This window comes from Microbulbifer sp. VAAF005 (genome assembly GCF_030012985.1).
Classification (GTDB): domain Bacteria; phylum Pseudomonadota; class Gammaproteobacteria; order Pseudomonadales; family Cellvibrionaceae; genus Microbulbifer.
Map to the genome: position 1 here is coordinate 2372901 of NZ_CP120233.1, position 24600 is coordinate 2397500.

21 protein-coding genes and 2 rRNA genes (1 of these 23 cut by a window edge) are annotated in these 24600 nt (G+C 49.6%); 20 read left to right on the forward strand and 3 right to left on the reverse strand.

Features of this window, described 5'->3' with window-relative positions; genetic code table 11:
* Positions 1-40 precede the first annotated feature (40 nt).
* The 15 genes from P0078_RS10450 to P0078_RS10520 all read left to right on the forward strand — a co-directional run bounded on the left by P0078_RS10450 (position 41) and on the right by P0078_RS10520 (position 15810).
* Positions 41-520 carry a glutathione peroxidase gene (locus P0078_RS10450; RefSeq protein ID WP_282934317.1) on the forward strand — a complete coding sequence of 160 codons (480 nt, stop codon included), beginning with the start codon at positions 41-43 and terminating at the stop codon, positions 518-520.
* Positions 520-999, forward strand: coding sequence for a MarR family winged helix-turn-helix transcriptional regulator (locus P0078_RS10455; protein WP_282934318.1), 480 nt, complete (start codon positions 520-522; stop codon positions 997-999). The genes P0078_RS10450 and P0078_RS10455 overlap by 1 nt, the downstream gene beginning before the upstream one ends.
* A gap of 381 nt (positions 1000-1380) precedes the next feature.
* Entirely contained in the window at positions 1381-2916 is a 1536-nt protein-coding gene (locus P0078_RS10460) for a 2-isopropylmalate synthase (RefSeq protein WP_282934319.1), read from the forward strand.
* Positions 2917-3264: a hypothetical protein gene (locus P0078_RS10465; RefSeq protein WP_282934320.1), complete on the forward strand. Its 348-nt coding sequence runs from the start codon at positions 2917-2919 to the stop codon at positions 3262-3264.
* Positions 3261-3704 carry a uracil-DNA glycosylase family protein gene (locus tag P0078_RS10470; protein WP_282934321.1) on the forward strand — a complete coding sequence of 148 codons (444 nt, stop codon included), beginning with the start codon at positions 3261-3263 and terminating at the stop codon, positions 3702-3704. The genes P0078_RS10465 and P0078_RS10470 overlap by 4 nt, the downstream gene beginning before the upstream one ends.
* Positions 3701-4177 carry a ribosomal protein S18-alanine N-acetyltransferase gene (gene rimI / locus P0078_RS10475; RefSeq protein WP_282934322.1) on the forward strand — a complete coding sequence of 159 codons (477 nt, stop codon included), beginning with the start codon at positions 3701-3703 and terminating at the stop codon, positions 4175-4177. The genes P0078_RS10470 and rimI overlap by 4 nt, the downstream gene beginning before the upstream one ends.
* 123 nt (positions 4178-4300) lie before the next feature.
* Positions 4301-5683: an MATE family efflux transporter gene (locus P0078_RS10480; RefSeq protein WP_282934323.1), complete on the forward strand. Its 1383-nt coding sequence runs from the start codon at positions 4301-4303 to the stop codon at positions 5681-5683.
* A 203-nt stretch (positions 5684-5886) separates the two neighbouring features.
* Positions 5887-7200, forward strand: coding sequence for a YHYH protein (locus P0078_RS10485; protein WP_282934324.1), 1314 nt, complete (start codon positions 5887-5889; stop codon positions 7198-7200).
* A gap of 374 nt (positions 7201-7574) precedes the next feature.
* Positions 7575-8930, forward strand: a complete 1356-nt coding sequence (locus tag P0078_RS10490; RefSeq protein ID WP_282934325.1) for a YHYH protein — start codon at positions 7575-7577, stop codon at positions 8928-8930.
* 30 nt (positions 8931-8960) lie between these two features.
* Positions 8961-10499, forward strand: a complete 1539-nt coding sequence (locus P0078_RS10495; RefSeq protein ID WP_282934326.1) for a YHYH protein — start codon at positions 8961-8963, stop codon at positions 10497-10499.
* A 30-nt stretch (positions 10500-10529) separates the two neighbouring features.
* Positions 10530-11072 carry a hypothetical protein gene (locus P0078_RS10500; RefSeq protein ID WP_282934327.1) on the forward strand — a complete coding sequence of 181 codons (543 nt, stop codon included), beginning with the start codon at positions 10530-10532 and terminating at the stop codon, positions 11070-11072.
* A 276-nt stretch (positions 11073-11348) separates the two neighbouring features.
* The gene (locus P0078_RS10505) at positions 11349-12641 is read left to right on the forward strand and encodes a YHYH protein (RefSeq protein ID WP_282934328.1); all 1293 of its coding nucleotides are present in this window, start codon (positions 11349-11351) and stop codon (positions 12639-12641) included.
* A gap of 232 nt (positions 12642-12873) precedes the next feature.
* Positions 12874-13398, forward strand: a complete 525-nt coding sequence (locus P0078_RS10510) for a hypothetical protein (protein WP_282934329.1) — start codon at positions 12874-12876, stop codon at positions 13396-13398.
* Positions 13399-13671: 273 nt separating this feature from the next.
* A complete protein-coding gene (locus P0078_RS10515; protein ID WP_282934330.1) occupies positions 13672-15129 on the forward strand; it encodes an ATP-binding protein in 1458 nt (485 codons plus the stop codon).
* A gap of 6 nt (positions 15130-15135) precedes the next feature.
* Positions 15136-15810 (forward strand): response regulator, encoded by a 675-nt coding sequence (locus P0078_RS10520; protein ID WP_282934331.1) that lies wholly within the window; start codon positions 15136-15138, stop codon positions 15808-15810.
* A 42-nt stretch (positions 15811-15852) separates the two neighbouring features.
* On the opposite strand, the gene P0078_RS10525 is transcribed toward P0078_RS10520, so the two are convergent.
* A complete protein-coding gene (locus tag P0078_RS10525) occupies positions 15853-17619 on the reverse strand; it encodes an aminopeptidase P family protein (RefSeq protein ID WP_282934332.1) in 1767 nt (588 codons plus the stop codon).
* 277 nt (positions 17620-17896) lie between these two features.
* Here P0078_RS10525 and P0078_RS10530 point away from each other — a divergent pair, with 277 nt between their 5' ends.
* The 5 genes from P0078_RS10530 to P0078_RS10550 all read left to right on the forward strand — a co-directional run bounded on the left by P0078_RS10530 (position 17897) and on the right by P0078_RS10550 (position 22734).
* Positions 17897-19480, forward strand: coding sequence for a peptide chain release factor 3 (locus P0078_RS10530; RefSeq protein ID WP_282934333.1), 1584 nt, complete (start codon positions 17897-17899; stop codon positions 19478-19480).
* A 62-nt stretch (positions 19481-19542) separates the two neighbouring features.
* Positions 19543-20160 (forward strand): lysophospholipid acyltransferase family protein, encoded by a 618-nt coding sequence (locus P0078_RS10535; RefSeq protein ID WP_282934334.1) that lies wholly within the window; start codon positions 19543-19545, stop codon positions 20158-20160.
* 11 nt (positions 20161-20171) lie between these two features.
* Positions 20172-20939, forward strand: a complete 768-nt coding sequence (locus P0078_RS10540; RefSeq protein ID WP_282934335.1) for a TSUP family transporter — start codon at positions 20172-20174, stop codon at positions 20937-20939.
* Positions 20940-20943: 4 nt separating this feature from the next.
* The gene (locus P0078_RS10545; protein ID WP_282934336.1) at positions 20944-21294 is read left to right on the forward strand and encodes a hypothetical protein; all 351 of its coding nucleotides are present in this window, start codon (positions 20944-20946) and stop codon (positions 21292-21294) included.
* A 30-nt stretch (positions 21295-21324) separates the two neighbouring features.
* On the forward strand, positions 21325-22734 hold the full coding sequence (locus P0078_RS10550; protein WP_282934337.1) for a M20/M25/M40 family metallo-hydrolase: 1410 nt from the start codon (positions 21325-21327) through the stop codon (positions 22732-22734).
* Positions 22735-23531: 797 nt separating this feature from the next.
* Here P0078_RS10550 and rrf read toward each other — a convergent pair.
* A 5S ribosomal RNA gene (gene rrf, locus P0078_RS10555) occupies positions 23532-23647 on the reverse strand.
* A gap of 203 nt (positions 23648-23850) precedes the next feature.
* A 23S ribosomal RNA gene (locus tag P0078_RS10560) occupies positions 23851-24600 on the reverse strand (it continues 2132 nt past the right edge of the window).

The window sequence follows — 24600 nt, forward strand, 5'->3', positions numbered from 1 at the left end:
AACTAAATTTAGCAAAATACAAACCGTCGAGGCTCTCCCAATGACCGATCTCTACTCAATTCCTGTGCAAACCGCTGATGGGCAAAAGACCACTCTGGCCGATTACAAAGACAAGGTGGTGCTAGTTGTTAACACGGCCAGTAAATGTGGCTTCACCAAGCAATATGCGGGCCTTGAGGATTTATATAAAAAATACAAAGACCGTGGATTTACCGTCTTGGGCTTTCCCTGCAATCAATTTGGCAAGCAGGAACCCGGTAGCGATGAGGAAATTCAGGAGTTTTGTGAACTGAACTTTGGAGTCAGCTTCCCCGTCTACGCCAAGCTGGACGTCAATGGCGATGAAGCTCACCCGCTGTTTGTGGAGCTCAAGAAACGTGCGCCGGGCCTATTGGGAACCGAGGGCATTAAGTGGAATTTCACGAAGTTCTTGATCGGCAAGAATGGCGAGAATGTTAAACGCTACGCGCCGAAGGATGCACCAGCATCCCTGGAGACAGAAATCGAGCGCATGCTCTGATGGTTGTCTGTGATGACGATTCCGGCGAGCTGGCACTGAACCGCCAGCTATGTTTTGCCCTCTACGCCGCATCCCGAGCAATGACCCGCGCCTACCAGCCGATGCTAAAGGAATTGGGGATCACCTATCCGCAATATCTGGTTTTAATGGTTCTGTGGGAGTGGGCCAACACCAAGGCGCCATCGGAAGAAGAGCAGAGCGTCAGTGCACTGGGGCAGAGGCTGATGCTGGATTCCGGCACCTTGACCCCGCTGCTCAAGCGGATGGAGCAAAACGGCCTGGTCAAGCGTCGCCGCAGCAATCTGGATGAACGGATAACCCTGATCACTGTGACAAAGGAAGGCCTTGCCCTTAAACCAAGAGCCAGAGAGTGGGTGACAGCACAGCTGGACAACAGCCGTATCAGCCGCAGCGAGGTAGAGCAACTACACGGAGACTTGTGGCAGTTTCTGCATAAATTGACCGATACCGCCCCTTAAGAGCGGGCCCCATTGAAAGCTCCAGTGGGGCCGCCCACCAAAGCAAGGATAAAAACATCAAAAACCCGACATAAATGAAAATAATATAACAAAATAGGAAAATTAAACGCCAATATTAGGATCAGCATTGACCTTTAACTTGATTACACTTCATAATGCCCTGAATCCGACCTAACGCGGAAACTGTTGTATATGAAGACTCCATTTATCACTCAGCGCCAGTCTTTTCTTGCCCTAGCTTTCTCGCTACGACTGCCCCTGCGCGGCATATAATTTTTCTCCCCCCACCCCCAACAGAATTCCAAACTTTATTTGAGCGATGCATAGACAGCGGCAAGGCCCCCTGTTTAGCCTCAAAGCAAATAAGGAGAACAAACGAAAATGAGCACTAAAAAAGATAAGTTAGTCATTTTTGATACCACTCTGCGCGATGGTGAGCAGAGTCCTGGCGCCTCTATGACGAGAGAGGAAAAAATTCGCATCGCCCGCATGCTTGAGAGAATGCGTGTCGATGTCATTGAGGCTGGATTCGCGATTGCCAGTCCCGGAGACTTCGAGTCGGTCAAGGCCGTCGCTGAAGCCGTTACCGAATCACGGGTTTGCAGCCTTGCCCGAGCGGTCAATGCCGATATCGTGCGCGCTGGCGAAGCCCTGAAGAATGCCAACGCCTCGCGTATCCACACATTTATTGCCACTTCTCCAATCCATATGAAATACAAGCTGCAAATGGAACCGGAAGCGGTGTTGCAGCAGGCAGTGAAAGCGGTTCAAACAGCGCGCAACTTTACTGACGATGTGGAATTCTCCCTTGAGGATGGCAGCCGCTCCGAGCCGGAATTTATGTATCGCATCATCGAAGCGGTTATTGCGGCAGGAGCCGGCACTATCAATATTCCCGACACCGTTGGTTACGGAGAGCCGGAAGAATATGGGGCTATGTTCCGCCGCGTTATCGAAAACGTTCCCAACTCCGACAAAGCCATCTTTTCGACCCACTGTCACAACGACCTGGGCCTCGCCGTTGCCAACTCCCTGTCGGCCGTGATGAACGGTGTGCGCCAAGTGGAATGCACCATCAATGGCTTGGGAGAGCGCGCCGGTAATGCCTCCCTGGAAGAAATCGTTATGGCAGTACAAACCCGCCAGGATCTCTACCCGGTAGAAACAGGGCTGGATACCAGCCACATCGTGCCCACTTCGAGAATGGTGTCGTCGATTACCGGCTTCCCGGTACAGCCCAACAAGGCCATTGTCGGTGCTAATGCCTTTGCCCATGAATCCGGTATTCACCAGGATGGTGTTCTGAAACACCGCGAGACCTACGAAATCATGCGCGCTGAAGATGTAGGCTGGGGTCAAAACCGTCTGGTTCTCGGTAAACACTCCGGCCGGGCTGCTGTCCGCGCCCGCTACGAAGAGCTGGGGGTAGAATTCGCCGATACCGAAGAATTCCAGCAGGTATTTGCCCGCTTTAAAGACCTCGCCGACAAGAAACATGAGATCTTTGACGAAGATCTGCAGTCTCTGGTGAGCGGAGGCGAATCCCCAGTGGAACGGTTCCAACTGAGCGACCTGGATGTGCGCACCAAAATCGGTTCAGCCCCCCAGGCCTTTGTCAGCCTCACCATTGACGGAGAACTCCGGCAGACTGAAGCCAGCGGTGGCGGCCCCGTAGATGCCACCTTCAAAGCTATTGAACAGCTGGTAAACAGTGGCGCCGATTTAAAACTGTATTCTGTAAATGCGGTCACCCAGGGAACAGACTCCCAAGGGTCCGTTACAGTGCGCCTGGAAAAGGACGGCCGCCTGGTCAATGGCGTTGGCGCGGATACGGATATCCTGATTGCTTCAGCACAAGCCTACATGGATGCGTTAAACTTGCTCGCCAGCAGTGAGAGTAAGAAACAGGGCGTATAAGTGAACGAGCTTCAGCGAGCGGAATATTTATCAGTACTTGGGGTTCCAAGCTATGTGCCCCGATTCGTATTGCCGCTCGCACCCGATCCTCGCCAGGCCGAACTGCCTCCCGCCGAAGAGGCTCCTGGGACTCAGCAGCCTCCGGTTGCAAGTGGAATAGCTCAAAATCCACTGCCCCACTCAGCAGATCAGATAATTACCCAGCCGGTGCAGAGTCTGGAGCGCAACGCCCGTGTGCTAGATGAAATAAGCGCTCTCACCGACCAGACAAAACGCCCACAAGAGACGGTGGCAGTGACACCGGCTCCTGTTGCCCCCCCCAGCACAATGTTAAACCTTTTGTTTTGAACTGCTGGCGTATTGGGGAAGAACTCCTGGCCGTGGACAGCCACGAGCCCGGTGCAGCTCTCCCCCTGGAAGCCCTGTTCAACAATATTCTCCGCGCCTTGCACTGGCACCAGCTCCCCCGGCAACAGGAACGCCTGCAATGGCCTTTAACAGAAAATCGCTTTGGTCCAGCCGAAGACGCCTCACAGGCTCGCGATACATTCTCCAGCTGGTTAGAGGCCTCTTATTCTCGCATGCCGGTTAAATCCATCTGGCTGATGGGTAGTGAGGCTCAAGATTTTTGCACTCCAATCCCTTTGGAAAGCCAGGTTGTCGAATGGCAGAGGGCCCGCTTAATTAGTACGCCCAGCCTCTCGCAACTATTGCGAGCCCCCGAACTTAAACGCCCCCTGTGGAATCTGTTGCGCACTAGTTATCCGACTGAAACCCGCGCAGAATGACCAATTTAAATTACACTGAGCTACAGTTGCGCTCCGCCGTTGCCGACGACTGTGCATCTCTGGCCCAGTTGGCAAAAAGTGCCCACAGTCATCCGTGGAGTGAAGCCCAATACCAGCAGAGTCTCAGCGCTGGCCACTACTGCTGGGTCCTGATCCAAGGCGATGACATTATCGCCTGTTGCGTGATCAGTAGTCTGTTTAACCAAGCAGAAATCCTGGATATTGCCGTATCCCCAGCGCGACGCCGACAGGGCCTCGCTGAGGCACTACTAAACAGCGTGAAAACGGAATTGCCCAGCGAAATTGAACGAGTTTTGCTCGAGGTGCGGGTATCCAATCTCGCTGCGCGCTCCCTCTATCGCAAACTGGGTTTCTCTGAAGACGGGATACGCAAAAATTATTACCCCGCGCAAAACGGCATGCGCGAGGACGCTGTACTCATGAGTCTCGCTCTGAATGACACTCAGTCGTAGAATGAGCCTCTCATTCGGAATTCCCGCCTTACCGACAAGGCCTTGAACGGCAGGCAACCACTCCTGCTCTGTAACACTATTCCCGACTTCCCAACCCCCTCGTTGGATTGACAAGAGTTATACATGTCTCTATCAAAAAGCAGCCCATCACTGCTGGAAGGCTCAGTTTCCAGTCACTTACAGAGACTGGCGCTACCCATGGTCTGGGGAATTCTCGCCGCCATGTCCTTTAATATCGCCGATACCTATTTTGTCTCCCAGCTGGGCGATGGCCCCCTGGCAGCGATGAGTTTTACCTTTCCGGTAGTGATGGCCATAAACAGCTTTGCTATCGGCCTCGGCGCAGGTACCTCTTCGGCTGTGGCCCGGGTTTACGGCGCAGGGGATATAAAGAACGTTCGCCGCCTGGTAACTGACGCATCTGTACTGGCACTGCTGATTGCTATTGTGATTACTGCAATCGGCCTGGCCACCATGCGCCCTCTATTTGAGCTGCTGGGCGCCGGCCCCGATATGCTTCCGCTTATTGCCGATTACATGATCCCCTGGTATCTGGGAACCATCTTTGTCATTGTCCCGACCGTCGCGCTCGCTGCTCTTCGCGCCATTGGTAACAGCGCGGTAACCGGCCGTATTATGGTGGCGGTAGCCCTACTGAACCTGATTCTCGACCCCATTTTGATTTTTGGGCTTTTCGGCTTTCCCCGGCTTGAGCTCCAGGGAGCAGCTATCGCTACGATTATCGTGCGCGCCCTGAGCTTTATTGCTGCACTTTACTTCATCATCAAAAAAGAACACCTAATGACAGCCCCACAATGGCGGCTGAGCGGCCTACTCGAATCCTGGCGCAAAGTGTTGGCTGTCGGGCTTCCCGCTGTGCTCACCAATGTCATTATTCCCGTATCCGGAGGTGTTGTCGTTGCACTCGTTGCCGTGCACGGCGAAGATGCCGTCGCAGGCCTGGGAGTCGCACTCCGAGTAGAACCCCTGGCACTCATTGTGTTTTACGCACTTTCCTCTGTGGTCGGCCCCTTTATGGGACAGAACGCCGGGGCGGAAAAGACCGACCGCCTGCGGGAAACCGTGAGCGTACTGGCAAGATTCTGCCTGGTATTTGGAGCGGGACTGGCGGTGCTTCTCTACTTTGTTGCAGAACCTATCGTAAGTCTGTTCAGTGATTCCACTGAAGTTCTCGCCGTCGCTGTTGCCTACCTGACCCTGGTACCTCTCAGCTATGCCGGCTACGGCTTTGTGATGTCTGCCAATGCCGCATTCAATGGACTCGGGAAACCGCTGCCTGCAACTGTTATTTCTTTCCTGCGGGTACTGGGCCTCTACCTGCCCCTAGCCTGGATTGGAAACAGCCTGTGGGGCATGACCGGCCTGTTTGTCGCTACAGCAGCATCAAACCTGATTCTCGGCTTTGTTTCCTGGTGGTGGCTGCGCCGCGATACGCACCAGCGCACAGCAGAGACAACAACCAGCCCCGAGCTGTCAACCAACTGATCAATCTATGGGCCGAATCACTCCTGATTGGGCCCATATCTATCCCCCCCCCAAAAAAACACAACACAAGGAAATCAGTGCCTTAACGGGCAGCGTACACATTACTTCCCATTTTTGCCGATAACTTCAAATTCCTCCAAACCCCGGCAGACAGCAGCATAGCCCGCCTTCTTCTCTTACTACGAAACATGGATGGTGATTCGATGAGGCTTCAGGAGAGTTTCCCCTTTCAAACCCGTACCCTATTAATCAGCGCACTGACAATACTTCTGGTTTGTACACCATTAACAGGGTGCGACAACGACGATTCAGACCCACCTCCATCAGACGACGATACTGGCGATGACAGCAGCCCCTGGGTGCTAAATACCGACGATGAACGGGCGCCTTACATCTATGAGAGCAATAGTAATGAGCAGGTCCTGGTCAATGTGCAAAGCATCGAAACTGTTACTGTCGACGGCAGGGAATACAGTCAAGTCACTGCATCCGGCATCCCGGATTATGAAATTGAAATCACCACCGCTATTTACAACGAGCTAATCAATCGCCCCAAGGCAAACACCGACTTTGTCTATGGCAGCCCCACAGTACAAATTGGCGATATCGTGAGTTTTGGCCAGGATATCGGCTTTAGCAGTAATCCAAATACCTGCTACGCCGAAGCAGGGTTTGGGTTTTGGCCGCCGGGCCCGGTCTGCCCAGAAAATGTTTCCCACAACAGCTATTTTCCAACTGAGCCAGAGGTCTCGGAAGAAGACTGTGAGAGTGGACTCGGACCGCAGGGTTATTGGGTCAACGGAACCTCTATCTACCAGTGGAGCGATGGACAGTCTGTGAATGGTACCTGGCACACTTTGGCACCTGTCGCTGAGATGTACGATGTTGATATTTGTGGTGGACACGCTGCCCGGGGAGACTATCACCACCACTTCTACAGCGATTGCCTGGCCGACTTGGTTGGAGATACTGGAGATAGCCACTCCCCCGTCTACGGGTTTACCGCCGATGGCTATCCCATTTATGGCCCTTGGGAGGCCGATGGTGTACTGGCAATAAGTAGCTGGGTCACTAGAGACTATGACGATGCCGACTCTAATAGCGGCTGCGGGATTACAGGCGAGCGCCGTTGTTTACTGGTAGATGAATACGATTTATCACAGGGCACAAATTCACTTGCCCAATCCGGCCCCAGTACCAGCGATACATTTACGTCCCTATCAGGCAACCTTTTTCAAACCACCAGCGGTTTTTTTTACGAAGACTATTACTGGGACTCCAATTTGACCGACCAGGAAGGCGCTTATCTGGATCAATACAATGGGCACAGTGACAGCGAACGTGGTTATCACTACCACCTAACGGTAGAGCTGAATGATGAAGGGCAGCTGACACCATCATTCCCCTATACCTTTGGGCCCCGCTTTTACGGCAAACTCGATGACCAGACAATTGTGAATGTTTGCTCCGATGAAGTCGGGGAGGTTTTCCCCCTGGCCCACCGCCCATGTAGCTAGGCCAGAAAGAAAGCAGCTATTTACTACATTTTGTTTCGGTCCGGAATAGATCAACAATTTCAGACCGAAACACACTCCCCCGATAAATTTCCAAAAGCCAATAGGGAACCAATCAGTCAGCTAAAATCTCATTGAGAATTATATTCTCTCCAAGAAAATAAAAATAAAAAATTATAACCCTAAAAGAAACGATTAAATAACCTAGTTTTTGCCTTTTATCGCTAAAAAAAAATCCATACTTATGACTTTACGCACAAAGTAAAAAAAAGGTCCAAGAAATTTATCACACCGCAAATCAGGTCAATATTTGTCCACATTTTCTCCACTTTTATACGCTAATTTCAGACTCACCCCCTCCTAATTCACGGTGTGATATGAAATTAACGGAAATTTTTCAAAGGGATCGACAGTCCATTTTGCCCTATGCAATATCTTTGGTACTGCTTTCCGGTGCACTGCAGGCATGTGGTGGAGGCAGCAGCTCTTCATCTGACTCATCAGACACTACAGCGGAAGACAGTAGCAGTGATTCAGATTCCAGTAGCGATGACGGCTCGTCAGATGATAGTGGCAGCTCAGACTCAAGCGCCGACAGCGGGGTTTGGATTTTAAATACTGATGATGAGCGCGCACCCTATACCTATGAAACTAACAGCAATGAACAAGTATTGGTAAATGTTCAAAGCGTTGAATCTGAAACTGTCGACGGTAAAGAATATACTGTTGTTTCTGCAACTGGCATTCCAAATTACACTATCGAAATTACACAAACCGTTCTCGATGCTCTACTGGAACGCCCAAAAGCATCTTCTGATTTTCTAACAGGCAGCCCCTACGTAAGCGTCGGAGATATTGTCAGTTTTGGTCAGGATATTGGTTACCAAAGTAATTCTTCTTGTGGCGCTGAAGCTGGCTATGGCTTTTGGCCGCCTGGGCCCGTTTGCCCTGAAAATGTTTCCCACGTTGGTTATTTTCCCGTTGACCCTGAACCCGCAACTGATAGTTGCGAAACCGGTTTAGGCGTACAAGGTTATTGGGTAAACGGAACCTCTATTTATCAATGGAGTGACGGGATGAGTGTTGATAATACATGGCATACACTCGCCCCCCTCGCTGAAGCCTACGATGTTGATATTTGCGGTGGCCATGCGGCAAACGGCGATTATCATCACCACTTTTACAGTGAATGTCTCGCAGAAATGGTCGGCGATATTGGTGACGACCACTCTCCAATTTATGGCTACACTGCCGATGGCTATGCAATTTACGGCCCCTGGGAAAGTGAAGGTGAATTGGCGGAAAGTAGTTGGGCTATTCGCGATTACGACGATACCTCATCCGAAAGTGGCTGTGGTGTTGCCGGCGAACGCAGCTGTTTATTAGTCGATGAATACGATATTTCCCAAGGTGTAGAAACCACTTCTAATACTGGCCCAACCACCAGCGATTCATATACCTCGGCCTCTGGAAATGAATTTGAAACAACTGCTGGTTTTTTCTATGAAGATTATTATTGGGATGAAGAACTTACGGCCCAAGGTGGAGTCTATTTAGATCAGTACAATGGCCATTCGGATGATGAGCGAGGATACCATTATCACCTTACGGTCACTGTCGATAGCGATGGACAATTAATCCCCGCCTTTCCCTTCACTTTTGGACCGCGTTTTTACGGAAAATTGGACGACCAAACTGTTGTCAGCCGATGCTCAACAACCGTAGGGCGGTAACCAATAAAGATAAATTGAGGTAACCTTCTCGTGAAAATTAACGGGTACTTTCTTGCCGGCTCATTAGTCTGGCTATCTGCAGCCACTGTTGTGGCTCAACCTAATCCCAGCTCGGGGCATAACAACGATCAACGTTCGGTTAGGGAAGTACCTGTTCGTAATAGCAACGGAAGAAACTGGCAAAATAATAATTCGGAAAACACTAGAAATAACAATGCAGATTCCTCCACCAACTCAAACGACGATGTAGCAGAGGAAGAAAACTCAACAGATACTACAGTAGATAATTCATCAGAAACGTCTATCGATGAAACAGAAGATACATCTGGTAATAATGGGGACTCGTCTACGGACGTAAACGAAGACAATTCCGACTCCTCAGATAATTCCACCATTTCAGACGACGAGGAAAATTCAACAACAGGCGACTCAGACATTACTTGGATTGTCAATTCAACGGACGAACGTGCGCCCTATATTTACGAAAATAACAGTAATCAGCAGGTACTGGTTAACGTGCAAAGTGTTGAGCCTGTGACCGTTGCCGGAAAAGAATATACCCGTATATCAGCTACCGGTATCCCGGACTATCAAATTGAAATAACACAGGAAATATTAGACGCACTCATTAACCGCCCAAAAGCCTCTTCAGATTTTGTCAGTGGCTACCCCCAGGTGCAGGCAGGTGAGGTTGTTAGCTTTGGCCAGGACATCGGCTATCGCAGTAATTCCAGCTGCGGCTCTGAGGCAGGTTACGGTTTCTGGCCCCCCGGCCCCGTCTGTCCCGAAAACGTTTCCCATGTAGGCTATATTCCTGCTGAACCAGAAGCATCCACAGATAACTGTGAAACTGGGCTTGGCGTACAAGGCTACTGGGTAAATGGGACCTCTATTTACCAGTGGAGTGACGGGCAGTCTGTAAATAATACATGGCACACCCTGGCCCCCATGGCAGAAGTTTATGACGTGGATATCTGTGGTGGCCATGCGGCCAACGGCGATTACCACCATCACTTTTACAGTGACTGTCTAGCTGAAATTGCCGGAGATACCGCAGATGGCCACTCTCCAATTTACGGCTACACTGCCGATGGATACGCAATTTATGGCCCTTGGGAAGACACAGGTGTTCTAGCTAAAAGCAGCTGGGCAATCCGGGATTACGATGATCCTCGCTCTGATACCGGGTGCGGTGTTGCCGGGCAACGCAGCTGTCTGCTAATAGATGAATATGATATTGATCGCGGTGTTTCCAATACAAATAACACCGGCCCCACTACCAGCGGCAGCTACACTTCTCAATCCGGAAATGAATTTGAAACTCCTGCAGGTTTTTTCTACGAGGATTACTACTGGGATGAAAGCCTTACGGCGCAAGGTCGCGAATACTTGGATCAATTCAATGGACACACTGACAGCGAAAGAGGTTATCACTACCACCTGACAGTGACGCAAGACAGCAATGGCCAATTAGTTCCAGCTTTCCCATTTACCTTCGGCCCGCGCTTTGCCGGCAAACTGGATGACCAAACTATCGTCAATCGGTGCTCAACCACCGTTGGTCGCTAACTCATATTCAAACTTGGGAGTAAGAGTTAAATGAAAATGCACAGGTTCTTTATCGCTGGGTCTTTGGCCTGGATCGTTTCAGCCTCTATGACCGCGTATGCGGCACAGCCAAATCCTCACGCGGGCCACAATGGCGATCAGCATCCAGTGATAGAGATACCTCTGCATGTTGCCGCCCCCAGAATCGAACTGGACATGAGCCGCGACGATATGTCCGGCTATAACCTACATATTGACTACGATCGGTTTGAACTGGAATCTCCTCGCTTTGCCAATGATGATTCTGAGCAGTTTCTAGAGGGGCACGCCCACCTTTACATCAATGGGGAAAAAATCCAACGCCTTTATGGCTCAGATTTACATATTCCCGGAAAATTACTAAAGCCCGGTTTTAACCAAGTCACTGTAACTCTCAACGCACACGACCATAGCACCTGGAGCCGTGGTGGAAAGCGAATACTGGCAACCTTATTTGTGCAACTCGATAAGAAGGAACTAGTACTTCATCGTTTTTCAACATCACCTCTTGGGGGCAACAAACAAATTGCCAAACTTAGTCAACCTAAAAGCTAATTGAAGGCCGGAGGTCTTCTGAAGAAAACGCTCACACTAAAGTAGAAGAATATATTATGAATCGATATTCAACGATTAAACACCTATTAGGTATCCCACAATAAAATACCTATATTTTATTTAATTGGTGGAACATCGACTTTAAATCCAAGGCATAAATCAGAAAAAATCAGGAGTTAATAGCGGGTATAAATTCAAGCTGGCTGGCCATCCACATTTCGTTCACTTTTGTACGCTAAGTTCGAGGCGCAACCTCTCCTCAAGCCATGGTGTAATATGACAATAATGAAAATTCTAGACCGGACTGGCCAACCGGCATTCTCTTATGCACTAGCGTTAATAATATCTCTCGGAGCACTACAGGGATGCGATAGCAGTTCGTCCTCTGATGATGACAACTCCTCTGAAACCTCTTCTGATGACTCAGATTCCAGCACTGATACCGGTGTCTGGATCATGAATACCGACGACGAGCGCGCTCCCTACATTTACGAAAATGATAGCAATGAACAAGTTTTGGTAAATGTCCAGAGTGTTGAGACTGAAACTGTAGATGGTAAGGAATATACTGTTGTCTCAGCAACAGGGGTCCCCGACTATGAAATTGAAATTACCCAGAGCATTCTCGACGGACTACTTGAACGTCCATTTGCCTCCTCTGACTTCGAGACAGGCAGCCCCACAGTAAGTGTCGGGGATATTGTCAGTTTTGGGCAGGATATTGGCTACACAAACATAGGCACCTGCGACGTTGATGCTGGCTATGGATTTTGGCCCCCGGGGCTTGTTTGCCCAGAAAACGTCTCTCATGTTGGATATTTTCCTGCCGAGCCCGAACCCGCCACAGAAGACTGTGCAACCGGACTCGGAGTGCAGGGCTATTGGGTAAATGGCGTCTCTATTTATGACTGGGGAGATGGCCAATCTGTGGATGGTACTTGGCAAACCCTGGCACCAGTCGCGGAGATCTACGATGTTGATATTTGTGGTGGACATGCTGCAAATGGAGATTATCACCACCACTTTTACAGCGACTGCCTTGCCGACCTCGTCGGCGATATAGGCGATGACCACTCCCCAATTTACGGCTATACCGCTGATGGTTATGCAATCTACGGCCCTTGGGAAGGCGAGGGGGAACTCGCAGAAAGCAGCTGGGCAGTGCGCGACTATGACGACCCCACTTCAGAGAGTGGTTGTGGAGTTGCAGGTGAGAGAAGCTGCCTGTTGGTGGATGAGTATGACCTTTCTCAGGGGGTTGAAACAACATCCAATACCGGCCCTACGACAAGTGACTCTTATACATCTCTTTCCGGCAATGAATTCACAACAACCGCTGGCTTTTTCTATGAGGACTATTATTGGGATGAAGATCTGACCAATGAAGGTGGAGTTTATTTAGACCAGCATAACGGCCATACAGATGACGAGCTAGGATACCACTACCACCTGACAGTAACTGTCGATGATGACGGCGAGCTGGTTCCCGCTTTCCCCTACACTTTTGGGCCCCGCTTTTATGGCAAGTTAGATGACCAAACCATTATCAGTGAATGCTCAACACAGTAACTTGATGTGCTGACATTTAAAACTGAGTTGTTTGATTTGGGCAGCAGATATCTCCATGGAGCCGCAAAAAGCGCTGCGGCTACCCTCTCTTCCCGAAGATCAATACCTGGCGGGGGAGATGTTTGGAGATAACGGCCCTTTAAACAGATAACACGAGCACCTTGGGGTATTCACAACGACAACTCACGACTAAATATTAAGTGCTGCCCCCAAACCTGGGATTGAGACTATTATGAAAATTCTACGAACCCTAATAGTGGGATCCATTATTTGGGGACTAGCTAACTCCGCCACAGCACAGCAAGATCCACATGCTGGCCATAAAGGCGATCAGCACCCTGTAGTTGAGATACCCCTACACAATGCCGCACCTCGTATCGAACTGGATATTCGCCGCGATAAAATGTCTGGTTATAACCTTCATATAAACTATGATCGGTTCGAGCTGGAGTCCCCTCGCTATGCCAATGACACCTCAGAGCAATTTCTAGAAGGCCATGCCCACCTTTATATCAATGGCAAGAAAATACAACGAGTATATGGTCCAGATTTACATCTACCTGACAAACTGTTTAAACCAGGGTTCAATCAAATCACCGTTACCCTTAATGCCCATGACCACAGCACATGGAGCCGCGGAGGAAAGAGGATTCTTGCAACCCTGTTTATCCAGCTCGACAAGCGTGAGCTTATATTACACCGCTTTTCCACATCACCCATAGGGCAAGGCTCCGGTATTGACCTGCCCAGCCGGTGACAACCAACCGGTAAACACACGTAAGAGCTATTCTTATTCTTACATATTTCAGGGCATGGAGGCCCCAACAACAGCTTTGGATTACCAAGCCAATCTCAGCTCACCCCACCTACCCTTATCGGGAGGCAGGTTCATTGGGTGTCAAAAGATTGCTCTGGCATTTGCTGTAAGTGTAGGCTTACTCTCCTGGCTAGTATTTTCCGAATGCCGGCACAGTAAACTACACTCAAGCCCTCTATGAACTCAGGCTATTGGAGTCCCAAGCTATCGGCTATGTCGCTAAATATTCGCTATAAACTCAGTCTCGCTTTCTTATTAACTACTGCAATTACTGTTGGCGGAATGTTCGTATTCTTTCAATGGAGCTTTAATCATGGCTTCATGAACTATATCCAGTCCCAGGAATTGCGCGAAGTGGGCGATCTGGTGGATGAGTTACAGAGTATCTACGCCAGCGAGGGGAGCTGGCAATCCATGGATGGCAATGGCTTGCGCTGGCAACAGCTTCATATGCAAGTTATGCCCAGTTACTTTGGGGATATGTCACCCCCACCTCACCCACGCCGCCCACCTCCGAGCAGGAGAGGCCCTCACCGGCCACCGGAACCCCCACCTGAACACTCCGGGGGCAAATCACTAAGCGGTCGTCTAACCCTATTAAACAAAGAGAAAAGGCCCCTGATAGGCCGTTTTTCAGGGTCTGAGAATATGGCGATGCAGCCATTGGTCGTAAATGGGGAAACTGTTGGTTACCTAGCTATCAACCCACTACCTGTGCTCGATGACGACTTAGCAGTGGGATTTGTGAAAGAGCAATCACAAACCTTCGCTATTATTTCTATTGCCACTTTCATTCTGGCACTGGCAATAGCCCTACCCCTTGCCTGGCAGTTGGTCAGGCCTATTCGCAAGTTAACCGAAGCCACATCCCAACTGACATCGGGCAACTTCAAGATCCGCATTGACATAGAACAGAGGGATGAACTGGGCCAGTTAAGCGCTGACTTTAATCGCCTCGCTGCAACTTTGGAGGCCAATGAACATGCCCGAAACCGTTGGATGGCAGATATTTCACATGAACTGCGCACACCTCTTGCAGTATTAAAAGGGCAGATTGAGGCCATTCAGGATGGTATCAGATCAGCTTCACCAGAGAACATGCGTATACTACATAGCAAAATTCAACAATTGAGTCGCTTAATAGATGACCTCTATGAGTTATCGCTCTCTGACGCAGGCGCTTTGAGTTACTGCAAATCCGACATTTCCCTGGAAAAAACCCTACGAAGCATTATCGAAGACTTTGAAATTCCATTCGAACAGAAAGATATTTGTTTAAGTAGTAACCTCCAACTATCGGAAGACAAGCTTGTTTATGCAGACGAAGCACGCCTCAACCAGTTATTTAGCAATCTGTTAACCAATAGCCTGCGCTATACCGATAGTGGAGGACAACTTAAAATAGCAGCTCGCTGTGAAGCCCGAACAGCCATTATTACTTTGGCCGATTCTGCTCCCGGTGTTGCTAGTGCTGATATACCACACCTGTTTGAGCGTCTGTATAGGGCTGACAGTTCCCGAAGCCGTGAGACTGGCGGTGCGGGTTTGGGATTATCAATTTGCCAGAATATTGTTACAGCCCATGAGGGTAGCATTTCTGCAACTCCGTCCACGCTGGGCGGCCTTGAAATTAGTATTTTTTTACCCCTCAGCCAAAGGATTAAATGGTAGGAAGTTATGAGCGCCAAAATATTAATAGTTGAAGACGAAACCGAGCTTGCGCACTTACTACTGGAGTATCTTCATGCTGCCAACTATCAAGCCGAGATCATTTCCGATGGTAATCAGGTTATTCCCAAAATGGAATCCATGAAGCCAGATTTAATCCTTCTCGACCTGATGCTACCCGGGAGGCATGGGATGGAAATATGCGAAGAAATTCGCCAAAAAGGCAATGATGTTCCCATTATTATTATGACAGCGCAAATTGAAGAACCCGATCGTTTGCGTGGCCTTGAGTCTGGAGCCGACGACTACGTATGCAAACCCTACAGCCCCAGAGAGCTTGTGGCCCGAGTAAAAGCAGTATTGCGCCGTCGACCGTTAATGGAGCAAACCCAAACAAATGGCATTGACTTAGATAGAAATACCGGACAACTGCGAATTAGCGGCAAAGACGCCAACCTTACTGCGCTGGAATTCCATCTATTTGACCTGCTTTACAGTGAGCCCGGTCGAATTTTTTCCCGTGAACAAATCATGGATCGCATCTATTCCGATTACCGTGTAATCAGCGATCGAACTATTGATAGCCATATCAAAAAAGTACGCAAGAAAATATCGGTGCTTATGCCCGATAAAGAGTTAATACACTCTGTCTACGGTGCTGGATATAAGTTTGAGATAAATTAAAATTAAGACTACCTGGGGGCAAGCAGCCCCCAGGGTTTAACCTTACAAAGCTTCAGTTGCCAATTTTAGCCATTCGGCAGTTTTTTCAGTAACCAATGGGGTAATCACATCCCGCACCCTCTGGTGGTAGCGATTCAGCCATTCCCGCTCGGTCTCAGTAAGTAGTGCCACGTCAATCAAATTACGGTCGATCGGAGCTAACGTAAGTTCTTCAAATTCTAGGAAATCTGGATAATTTTCGCTCTTTTTCACAAACACCAAATTTTCAATACGGATGCCGTACTGCCCAGTGAGATAAAACCCCGGTTCATTGGAAACGATCATCCCCGGCTGAAGAGCAACACCTGTTACAGCTTTACCTATCCGCTGTGGACCCTCGTGAACACTTAAGAAACTGCCAACACCGTGACCGGTACCATGGGCATAATCCAGACCCACCTCCCACAGCGAGCGACGTGCAAGCGCATCAATTTGCTCTCCACAAGTCCCCCTGGGGAATCGCAAAGTCGCAATTGCAATATGTCCCTTTAAAACCCGGGTAAAATTTTCTTTTGCCGAAGGTGGGAACTCACCCAGAGCGACTGTTCGGGTAATGTCGGTGGTGCCATCTGGATATTGGCCTCCAGAATCGCACAGATATACCCCTTCTGGCTTCATAGCCAAACTGGATTCAGGGCTCACCCGATAGTGAACAATGGCCCCATTCGGACCATAGCCGGAAATTGTCTCAAAACTGTTGCCCTGAAAGCCTTCGCGAGCCTCTCTTTTACTTCGTAAAAGCTTTACTGCGGACAATTCGTCAAAATGGCCTGTGGCAACCTGTTCAGGTATTTCCGCCAGGAATTCACACACCGCAGCACCATCCCTTTCGTGTGCAGCCTGGCTGCCTGCCAGTTCAATCGCATTCTTACAGGCCTTGGCTTCAGTGACCGGGTCACCTTCCAGCATTAGTTCAATATCCAGTGCCCGCAATTGCTGTAAAGTCCAACTGTTGCTAATCAGGGGATCTATCCATATTTTATTGACGTGGCGGCGCTTAATATTTTCAAATAATTCCCCTTTGGCCACGACTAGACTTACATCTTTATCCAAGTGCTCAATCAACGCATCCCCTACAGCGCCCTCCCCCAAGTAAAGAGTGGCACTGCCATCCCGGTAAAGTACTGCATTAGCCAAGGCCACTGGTAAGTGTGGAATATCCTCTCCACGGATATTAAAAAGCCAAGCACAGCTTTCAGGGTTTGGTAGCCATAAAGCATCGGCTCGTTTTTCTACGAGACGTCGGACAATCCTCTGCCGTTTCTCTTTGGAATGCTCACCAGTAAAGATGAAGGGGTGTGGGCGCGCAGGCCCACAGGGAGATGCAGGGCGGTCATTCCAGATGGCATCAACGGGGCTCTGCTCCATCGGCTGCAGTTGGATATCCCTTTCGGCCAATCGCTTCTTGATCAAGGCCAATCCCGGCTCCGTGTGCAGTCGCGGGTCATACCCCAGAGACTGACCGGCATCCAGCTGACTACATAGCCACTCAATGATCGCGACTTGACTGAGGCTCATTAACTCAATGGGTTGATCACCAAGTTGTTGCTGCGCCTGCAAGGTATAGCGACCATCAACAAACAATGCCGCTTCTCGACTGCCTACCGCAGCCATTCCTGCGGAACCAGTGAAACCTGTCAGCCAGGGCAGTCGCTCATCTGCCGCAGGCACACTTTCATTTTGGTACTCATCAGCCCGGGGTACCAAGAAAGCATCGACACCCTGCCGCTGCAACTCTTCCCGCAATGCCTTTAAACGCTCCCGGCTCATAACCTCTCCCCTTCAATAACTGAGTTTGCCACTGCACCGCTAAAAGCACCTCGATGACTGTTGGCCACAACAGAGTACAGTGTTAATCCAAATGGATTTGAGCAAATTGTCCAGGTGTGCCAGTCCCGCTGGCAACTCAGCCCATTGACATGACCCCATTCGCCGAGCTGGTAAACTGACAAGTCTAATTTCGCAGTATACCGCACCCTCGGAGCAACGCCTGCGTGTATAATACGCCCCTATTTTTTTCGAATATCCAGTGATCGAATCTTAAAGTATGGGTCAAAGTTCTTCCCTGGCAGGCTTTGCCGGCCGCCGCACCTTCGCCATTATTTCCCACCCGGACGCCGGTAAAACAACCGTGACCGAAAAGCTTCTTTTGTTCGGGAATGCAATTCAGCAAGCGGGCTCCGTTAAGGGGAAAAAAGGTCCCCACGCACGCTCTGATTGGATGACGATGGAACAGGAACGCGGTATTTCTGTTACCTCTTCCGTTATGCAGTTCCCCTACAAAGAGAGGACTGTAAACCTACTGGATACACCGGGGCACGAAGACTTCTCTGAAGATACCTACCGGGTACTCACAGCCGTCGACTCCGCACTGATGGTGATTGACGGGGCCAAAGGTGTGGAAGACCGCACCATCAAGTTGATGAATGTGTGCCGCTTGCGAACAACGCCGATTCTCTCATTTATCAACAAACTCGACCGGGATATTCGCGACCCGATCGAGGTAATGGATGAGATTGAAGAAGTTCTGAATATCCAGGCTGCCCCTATCAATTGGCCTTTGAGTTCAGGAAAAGGTTTCAAGGGGGTCTATAACCTCTACACCGATACCATCCATGTATTCTCCCAGGGTCAGGGCCACAGAATTCCCGATGATATTCAAATTAAGGGGCTGGACTCCGCTGAGGCTGACGCACTACTTGGCGAGTACGCCGAGGATATTCGGGAAGAGATTGAATTGGTTCGTGGAGCCACTCATGAGTTTGACCTGGAAGCTTATCTTGCCGGTGAATTGACCCCGGTATTTTTTGGTACGGCCCTGGGTAATTTTGGTGTAAGGGAAATGCTCGATGGTTTCGTTGAGTGGGCGCCCCCTCCTCAATCCCGGGAAACCAAAGAGAGAAAAGTAGAGCCCAGCGAAGATAAGTTCTCCGGCTTTGTTTTTAAAATCCAAGCAAATATGGACCCCAAACACCGCGATAGAATTGCCTTTATGCGTGTCTGCTCCGGCACCTACAATCGCGGTATGAAAATGAAGCATGTGCGCATTGGCAAGGATGTAAAAATTGCCGATGCGGTGACATTTATGGCTGGCGACCGAACCCACGTAGAAGAGGCCATTGCCGGCGATATTATTGGTTTGCACAACCACGGTACTATCCAGATCGGCGATACCTTTACCGAGGGCGAAGCACTGAAATTTACCGGCATTCCCAATTTCGCCCCGGAGCTGTTCCGTCGCATACGTTTAAAAGACCCTCTAAAATTAAAGCAATTGCAGAAAGGACTTCAACAGCTTTCTGAAGAGGGGTCCACCCAGGTATTTTTCCCACTGGATAACAACGACATTATCGTGGGCGCAGTTGGTGTACTACAGTTCGAAGTAGTCGCCTACCGATTGAAAGACGAATACAAAGTTGAAGCCATCTACGAAAACGTCAACGTGAATACTGCGCGCTGGGTAGATAGTGAAAGTGCCAAAGAACTAGAGAATTTCAAGCGCAAGGCCAGTACCAACCTGGCACTCGATGGCAGCGGACACCTGACCTACCTGGCACCGACGCGTGTTAATTTACAATTGGCTGAAGAGCGCTATCCGGAAGTTCGCTTTTATGCCACGCGGGAACACTAAAGCAGCAAGGCTAAATACCTTTGCTAAAACCTTAGTGTGACAGCAGTAAAAAGAGGCAAATAATGAGTCAGTTTGTAGAAATACCTACTGAAGTACCCAATGAAGTACCTCAGCTGGGCAATCGCATCACCAAAGCTATTGGCAAGTTGATAATCAAGATGCTCGGCTGGCGAATGGATGGGGAAATCCCTCCAGAAAGGAAAGTCATGGTGGCTTTGGCTCCCCACACATCCAATTGGGATTTTGTGGTTGCCATGCCATTTATTATGGCCTTGGGTATTAAAATTTCCTGGCTCATGAAGAAGGAAGCTTTTTTCTTCCCGTTTAAACGGCTATTTATGTGGCTTGGAGGTGTTCCTACCGATAGGCGCGCCGCAGGTAATATCGCTCTACAAGTTGCATCGAGTTACCGGGAAAATGAAAAAATGTGGGTGGGGATTACTCCCGAGGGAACTCGCAAAAAAGTAGGGCGCTGGAAGAGCGGTTTTTTAAGGATTTCCTATACTGCCCAAGTGCCTATTTTGCTTGTTGCCTGGGACTTCCCCAATAAGCGTATTTGCATTGACTCTCTGTACCAGCCCAGCGGCAATCTGGAACAGGACATGGCAGAGATCCAAAAGCGCTTTAGCAAGTATCAGGGGTACTACCACGATGATGAAAGTACTCTTGAAAAGGGGTAACCAGTCCACTCGTGATACAGTTAAGTAGTGAGCTTTCTACTTATACCTACCTGATACTGACAGTAATCGCCTTTACCGCAGGCTTTGTCAGTGCGATCGCCGGGGGAGGGGGAATAATCACCCTCCCCGCTTTACTCTGGGCGGGCATTCCCCCTCTCGATGCTCTCGGTACCAATAAGTTTCAAAGCGTCTTTGGCACCCTATCATCCACCATTAACTTCTTGCAAAAAGGCCAGTTGAATTTACGCCCCCTCTGGCCAGGACTACTTGCTGCAATTATCGGTTCCTGCCTAGGCACCTTAACAGTCGCTTCACTTGGGGAGGCTGGCCTCAATACCTTACTTCCCATCCTGCTCATTGCTATTGCCCTCTACTTTATTCTATCCCCCCGCATTTCCGACATTGATTCAAAACCCAGAATCAGTAACGTTACTTTTAATCTAGTTGTCGGCGGTGGGCTCAGTTTTTACGGGGGCTTCTTTGGCCCCGGGATGGGGTCTATCTGTGCAGCCGCCTTCGCAGCGCTACTCGGCTACAATATGCGTGCGGCTACGGCATCAACAAAACCTATTGTGCTCGCTACCAATGTGACCTCTATGCTAATTTTTATCGCTGGAGGCCATATTTTTCTCTTGCTCGCTATCGCTATGTCTTTTGCCCAGGTTGTAGGAGCTCGTCTCGGCTCCAACCTCGTGATTGCAAGAGGTGCCAGTATTATCAAACCGGTAATCATTGTTGCCACCATTGCTGTGGCAATAAAACTATTAGTGGAGGATTGATATCGTGACCTGGCTGGCAACGCTTATTCTTTCTTTCATTGCCTTTGTTATTGTGGTTTGGGTTCTTATGCACCTGCGCAGACCCAGATTTCGAATGGACCGGGGCAGTTTTGTTAAGGGCCTTGAAGATGTAATCACCGGGCAAGCCAGCGATACTGAATGGCGAGCACTCCTCGCCTGCCCAATGCGACACGACCCAAAGCTTGAAGAGATGCGACAACGTTGCCTCAATATTGAAGACAGCGAATATACTGGCGAACCGCCCTACTTATTTACAGAAAAAGGCCTGCGTAAGTTACGTGAAATTCGCGAGCAACTGATCGCGGCCTCATCAAATAACGAGCCAAAAGCTTAAGACTGAAGAGTATTAACAAAGGATAGACCGATGTTGAAACCACTGCTTTCCCTTACCGGGGGACTGATCACTACCATGGCACTGGGAATAGCCCAGGCAGCCCCTCTGTCACAGGAAGATGTATCTGTGGCGGAAGTGTTACGTGACCGGGCACTGGAAAGCTCCGACGCCTACAGTATTGTAGAGTCTTTGACCGTCGAGGTTGGACCACGACGGACAGGCACTGAGGGCGATGAAAGAGCCGTTGCCTGGGCACAAGACAAAATGAAGGCATTTGGCTTTGATCGCGTCTATACCGAGCAAATTGAGGTACCCCGCTGGATTCGTGGCCATGCTCACGCCGAAGTCATATCCCCTTTCCCCCAGCCACTAGTTGTCTCCTCCCTCGGCTATGGCGCCGCCACTCCTGAGGGAGGGTTAACAGCGGAAATTATTGAGTTTCCCGATGTGCAGGCCCTGTTGAAGGCCCCGGCCAGCCAAGTGAAAGGTAAAATCGCTTTTATCAATAAGCGTATGGAGAGAGCGCGCACGGGGGATGGCTACGGCCCTGCAGCGCAAGGTCGCAAGCTGGGAATGCGTGCTGCCGCTGAAAAAGGAGCTGTTGCCATGCTGTTGCGCTCCGTAGGAACCGACTCAGACCGATTTGCCCACACCGGTATGATGTCGGTTGATGATGTGGAAAACCCAGTTCCTGCACTCGCACTTTCCGCTCCTGATGCAAACCTGCTCGAGGCTATGCTCCAACGCGGCAAGCCAGTCCAGGTAAAACTTGAAGTTGAAACTGAGCGACTGAGTGACGGCCCTTCTTTTAATGTCATTGGTGAAATTACTGGCCGTGAGAAACCTGAAGAAGTCATGATTATCGGTGCACACCTGGATTCCTGGGATGAAGGCACCGGGGCCTTGGACGACGGAGCTGGGGTTGCCATTGTTATGGAAACTGCACGTCTCATTGCTGAGCTGCCACAGCGCCCCCGTCGTACATTACGAGTCGTGCTGTTTGGTGCAGAGGAAATTGGTCTGGTAGGTGCTAAGCAATATGTTGAGGCGCACGTAAAAGAGCTGGACAATATTATTGCCGTTTCCGAGTCAGACTTTGGAGCAGGGAAAATCTGGCGTTTCGATACCCGCCTCCCTGAGAGCAAATTTGATATTGCAGATCAAATGATGCGACTCCTCGCACCGCTGGGTATTGAGCGCGGAAATAATGAATCTTACGGTGGCCCAGATAGCAGTGTGTTTGTTGCGCGCGGTGTACCAGCCTTTGGTCTATACCAGGACGGTACCGACTACTTCGATTATCACCACACACCCAACGATACCCTGGATAAAGTCGACCCTGAGAATCTTCGCCAGAATGTAGCGGCCTGGGTTGTAATGTCTTTCCTGACCACCGAGATGGAAGGAGACCTGGGACGAGTACCTACTGCCTCTGAATAAATAAGAGATACAGACGACATTTTTAAAGCCCCACTTTGTGGGGCTTTTTTTATCCCCAAACTTTTCTTCTCTCACATACTGGCGTACCAATCAGCCGCAGTAATCCACAGATTTATCGCTCATAACACTGTTAATAACTGATGTCCGTTTTATGGCGTCTTTGTTACCAACAGAAACCATGGATAGAGCTGTGTATAACTCCGGGATATCCCCTGCCAGCCCCGTGGTTGCTTGGCTCTATTGAAGGCGGGTAAAAAAGCAGCACTTTTTGCGCGGATTTCCACAGCCAGGTGTTACTAACAGAAAGTCTGGATAGAGTTGTGCATAACTTTAATAAACGGGCTACAGGCCCCGTGGTTACAGGGGATTACTGCAGAGACTAAAAAATCACCGATGTTTTTACCGGCTAAATTTAATTTTTGGCGGGAGTGGTATGGGTACTTTTCTGGTTTTTACGCGAGTTATTTTTGTTGGATTATTTTTTGAGTGAACGCAAAGGCGTTTGCTACGGAGGTCGGTAAAGACCTATTTTTATAGGCTTTTTAGGAGAGCGTCTGTTTAAGCTGCTCAGGTAGTTTTAGGTTTTTCTTTTTTTAATTACTGACTGATTTTTTAAATAGAAAGTTGAGCATTAAAGTTTTTCAGAATTACTTTTATTTTTTCTATTTAATTTTTGCCAAGTACTTTCTGCTCTCTCTCTTTCTTCCCTTTCTTAGTTTTTTTATTTTTGTTTTTTAAAATATTTTTCAGCCATAAAAAAAGGGCCACCCTGTTGGGTGGCCCTTTTCGGATTAGAAGCCTGACGATGACCTACTCTCACATGGGGAAGCCCCACACTACCATCGGCGATGTTGCGTTTCACTTCTGAGTTCGGCAAGGGATCAGGTGGTTCCACAACTCTATGGTCGTCAGGCAAACTGGCTTGGGTTGGCGTTGGTCTTATAAGCAATGTGCTTGGCCTGCCGTGTTATCGCTGTTTGCCTCGGTCATGATGGTGACCGGCGATAACCCCAAATAAGTCGGTAAAACAATCTGTAGTAATACACCGCAAGCGATCGTATGTCTCTAACTCACAATCCGCTAGCTTAGCTAGTCGTTAGTAACCATCTCTGTTGTATGGTCAAGCCGCACGGGCAATTAGTACTGGTTAGCTCAACGCCTCACAACGCTTCCACACCCAGCCTATCAACGTGGTAGTCTTCCACGGCCCTTCAGGAGGCTCAAGGCCTCAGGGAGATCTTATCTTGAAGGAGGCTTCCCGCTTAGATGCTTTCAGCGGTTATCCCGTCCGAACATAGCTACCCGGCAATGCCACTGGCGTGACAACCGGAACACCAGAGGTTCGTTCACTCCGGTCCTCTCGTACTAGGAGCAACTCTTCTCAAATCTCCAACGCCCACGGCAGATAGGGACCGAACTGTCTCACGACGTTCTAAACCCAGCTCGCGTACCACTTTAAATGGCGAACAGCCATACCCTTGGGACCGGCTTCAGCCCCAGGATGTGATGAGCCGACATCGAGGTGCCAAACACCGCCGTCGATGTGAACTCTTGGGCGGTATCAGCCTGTTATCCCCGGAGTACCTTTTATCCGTTGAGCGATGGCCCTTCCATACAGAACCACCGGATCACTATGACCTACTTTCGTACCTGCTCGACATGTCTGTCTCGCAGTCAAGCGCACTTATACCATTATGCTCATTGCATGATTTCCGACCATGCTGAGTGCACCTTCGTACTCCTCCGTTACTCTTTGGGAGGAGACCGCCCCAGTCAAACTACCCACCATACACTGTCCTCGATCCGGATAACGGACCAGAGTTAGAACCTCAAACATACCAGGGTGGTATTTCAAGGACGGCTCCA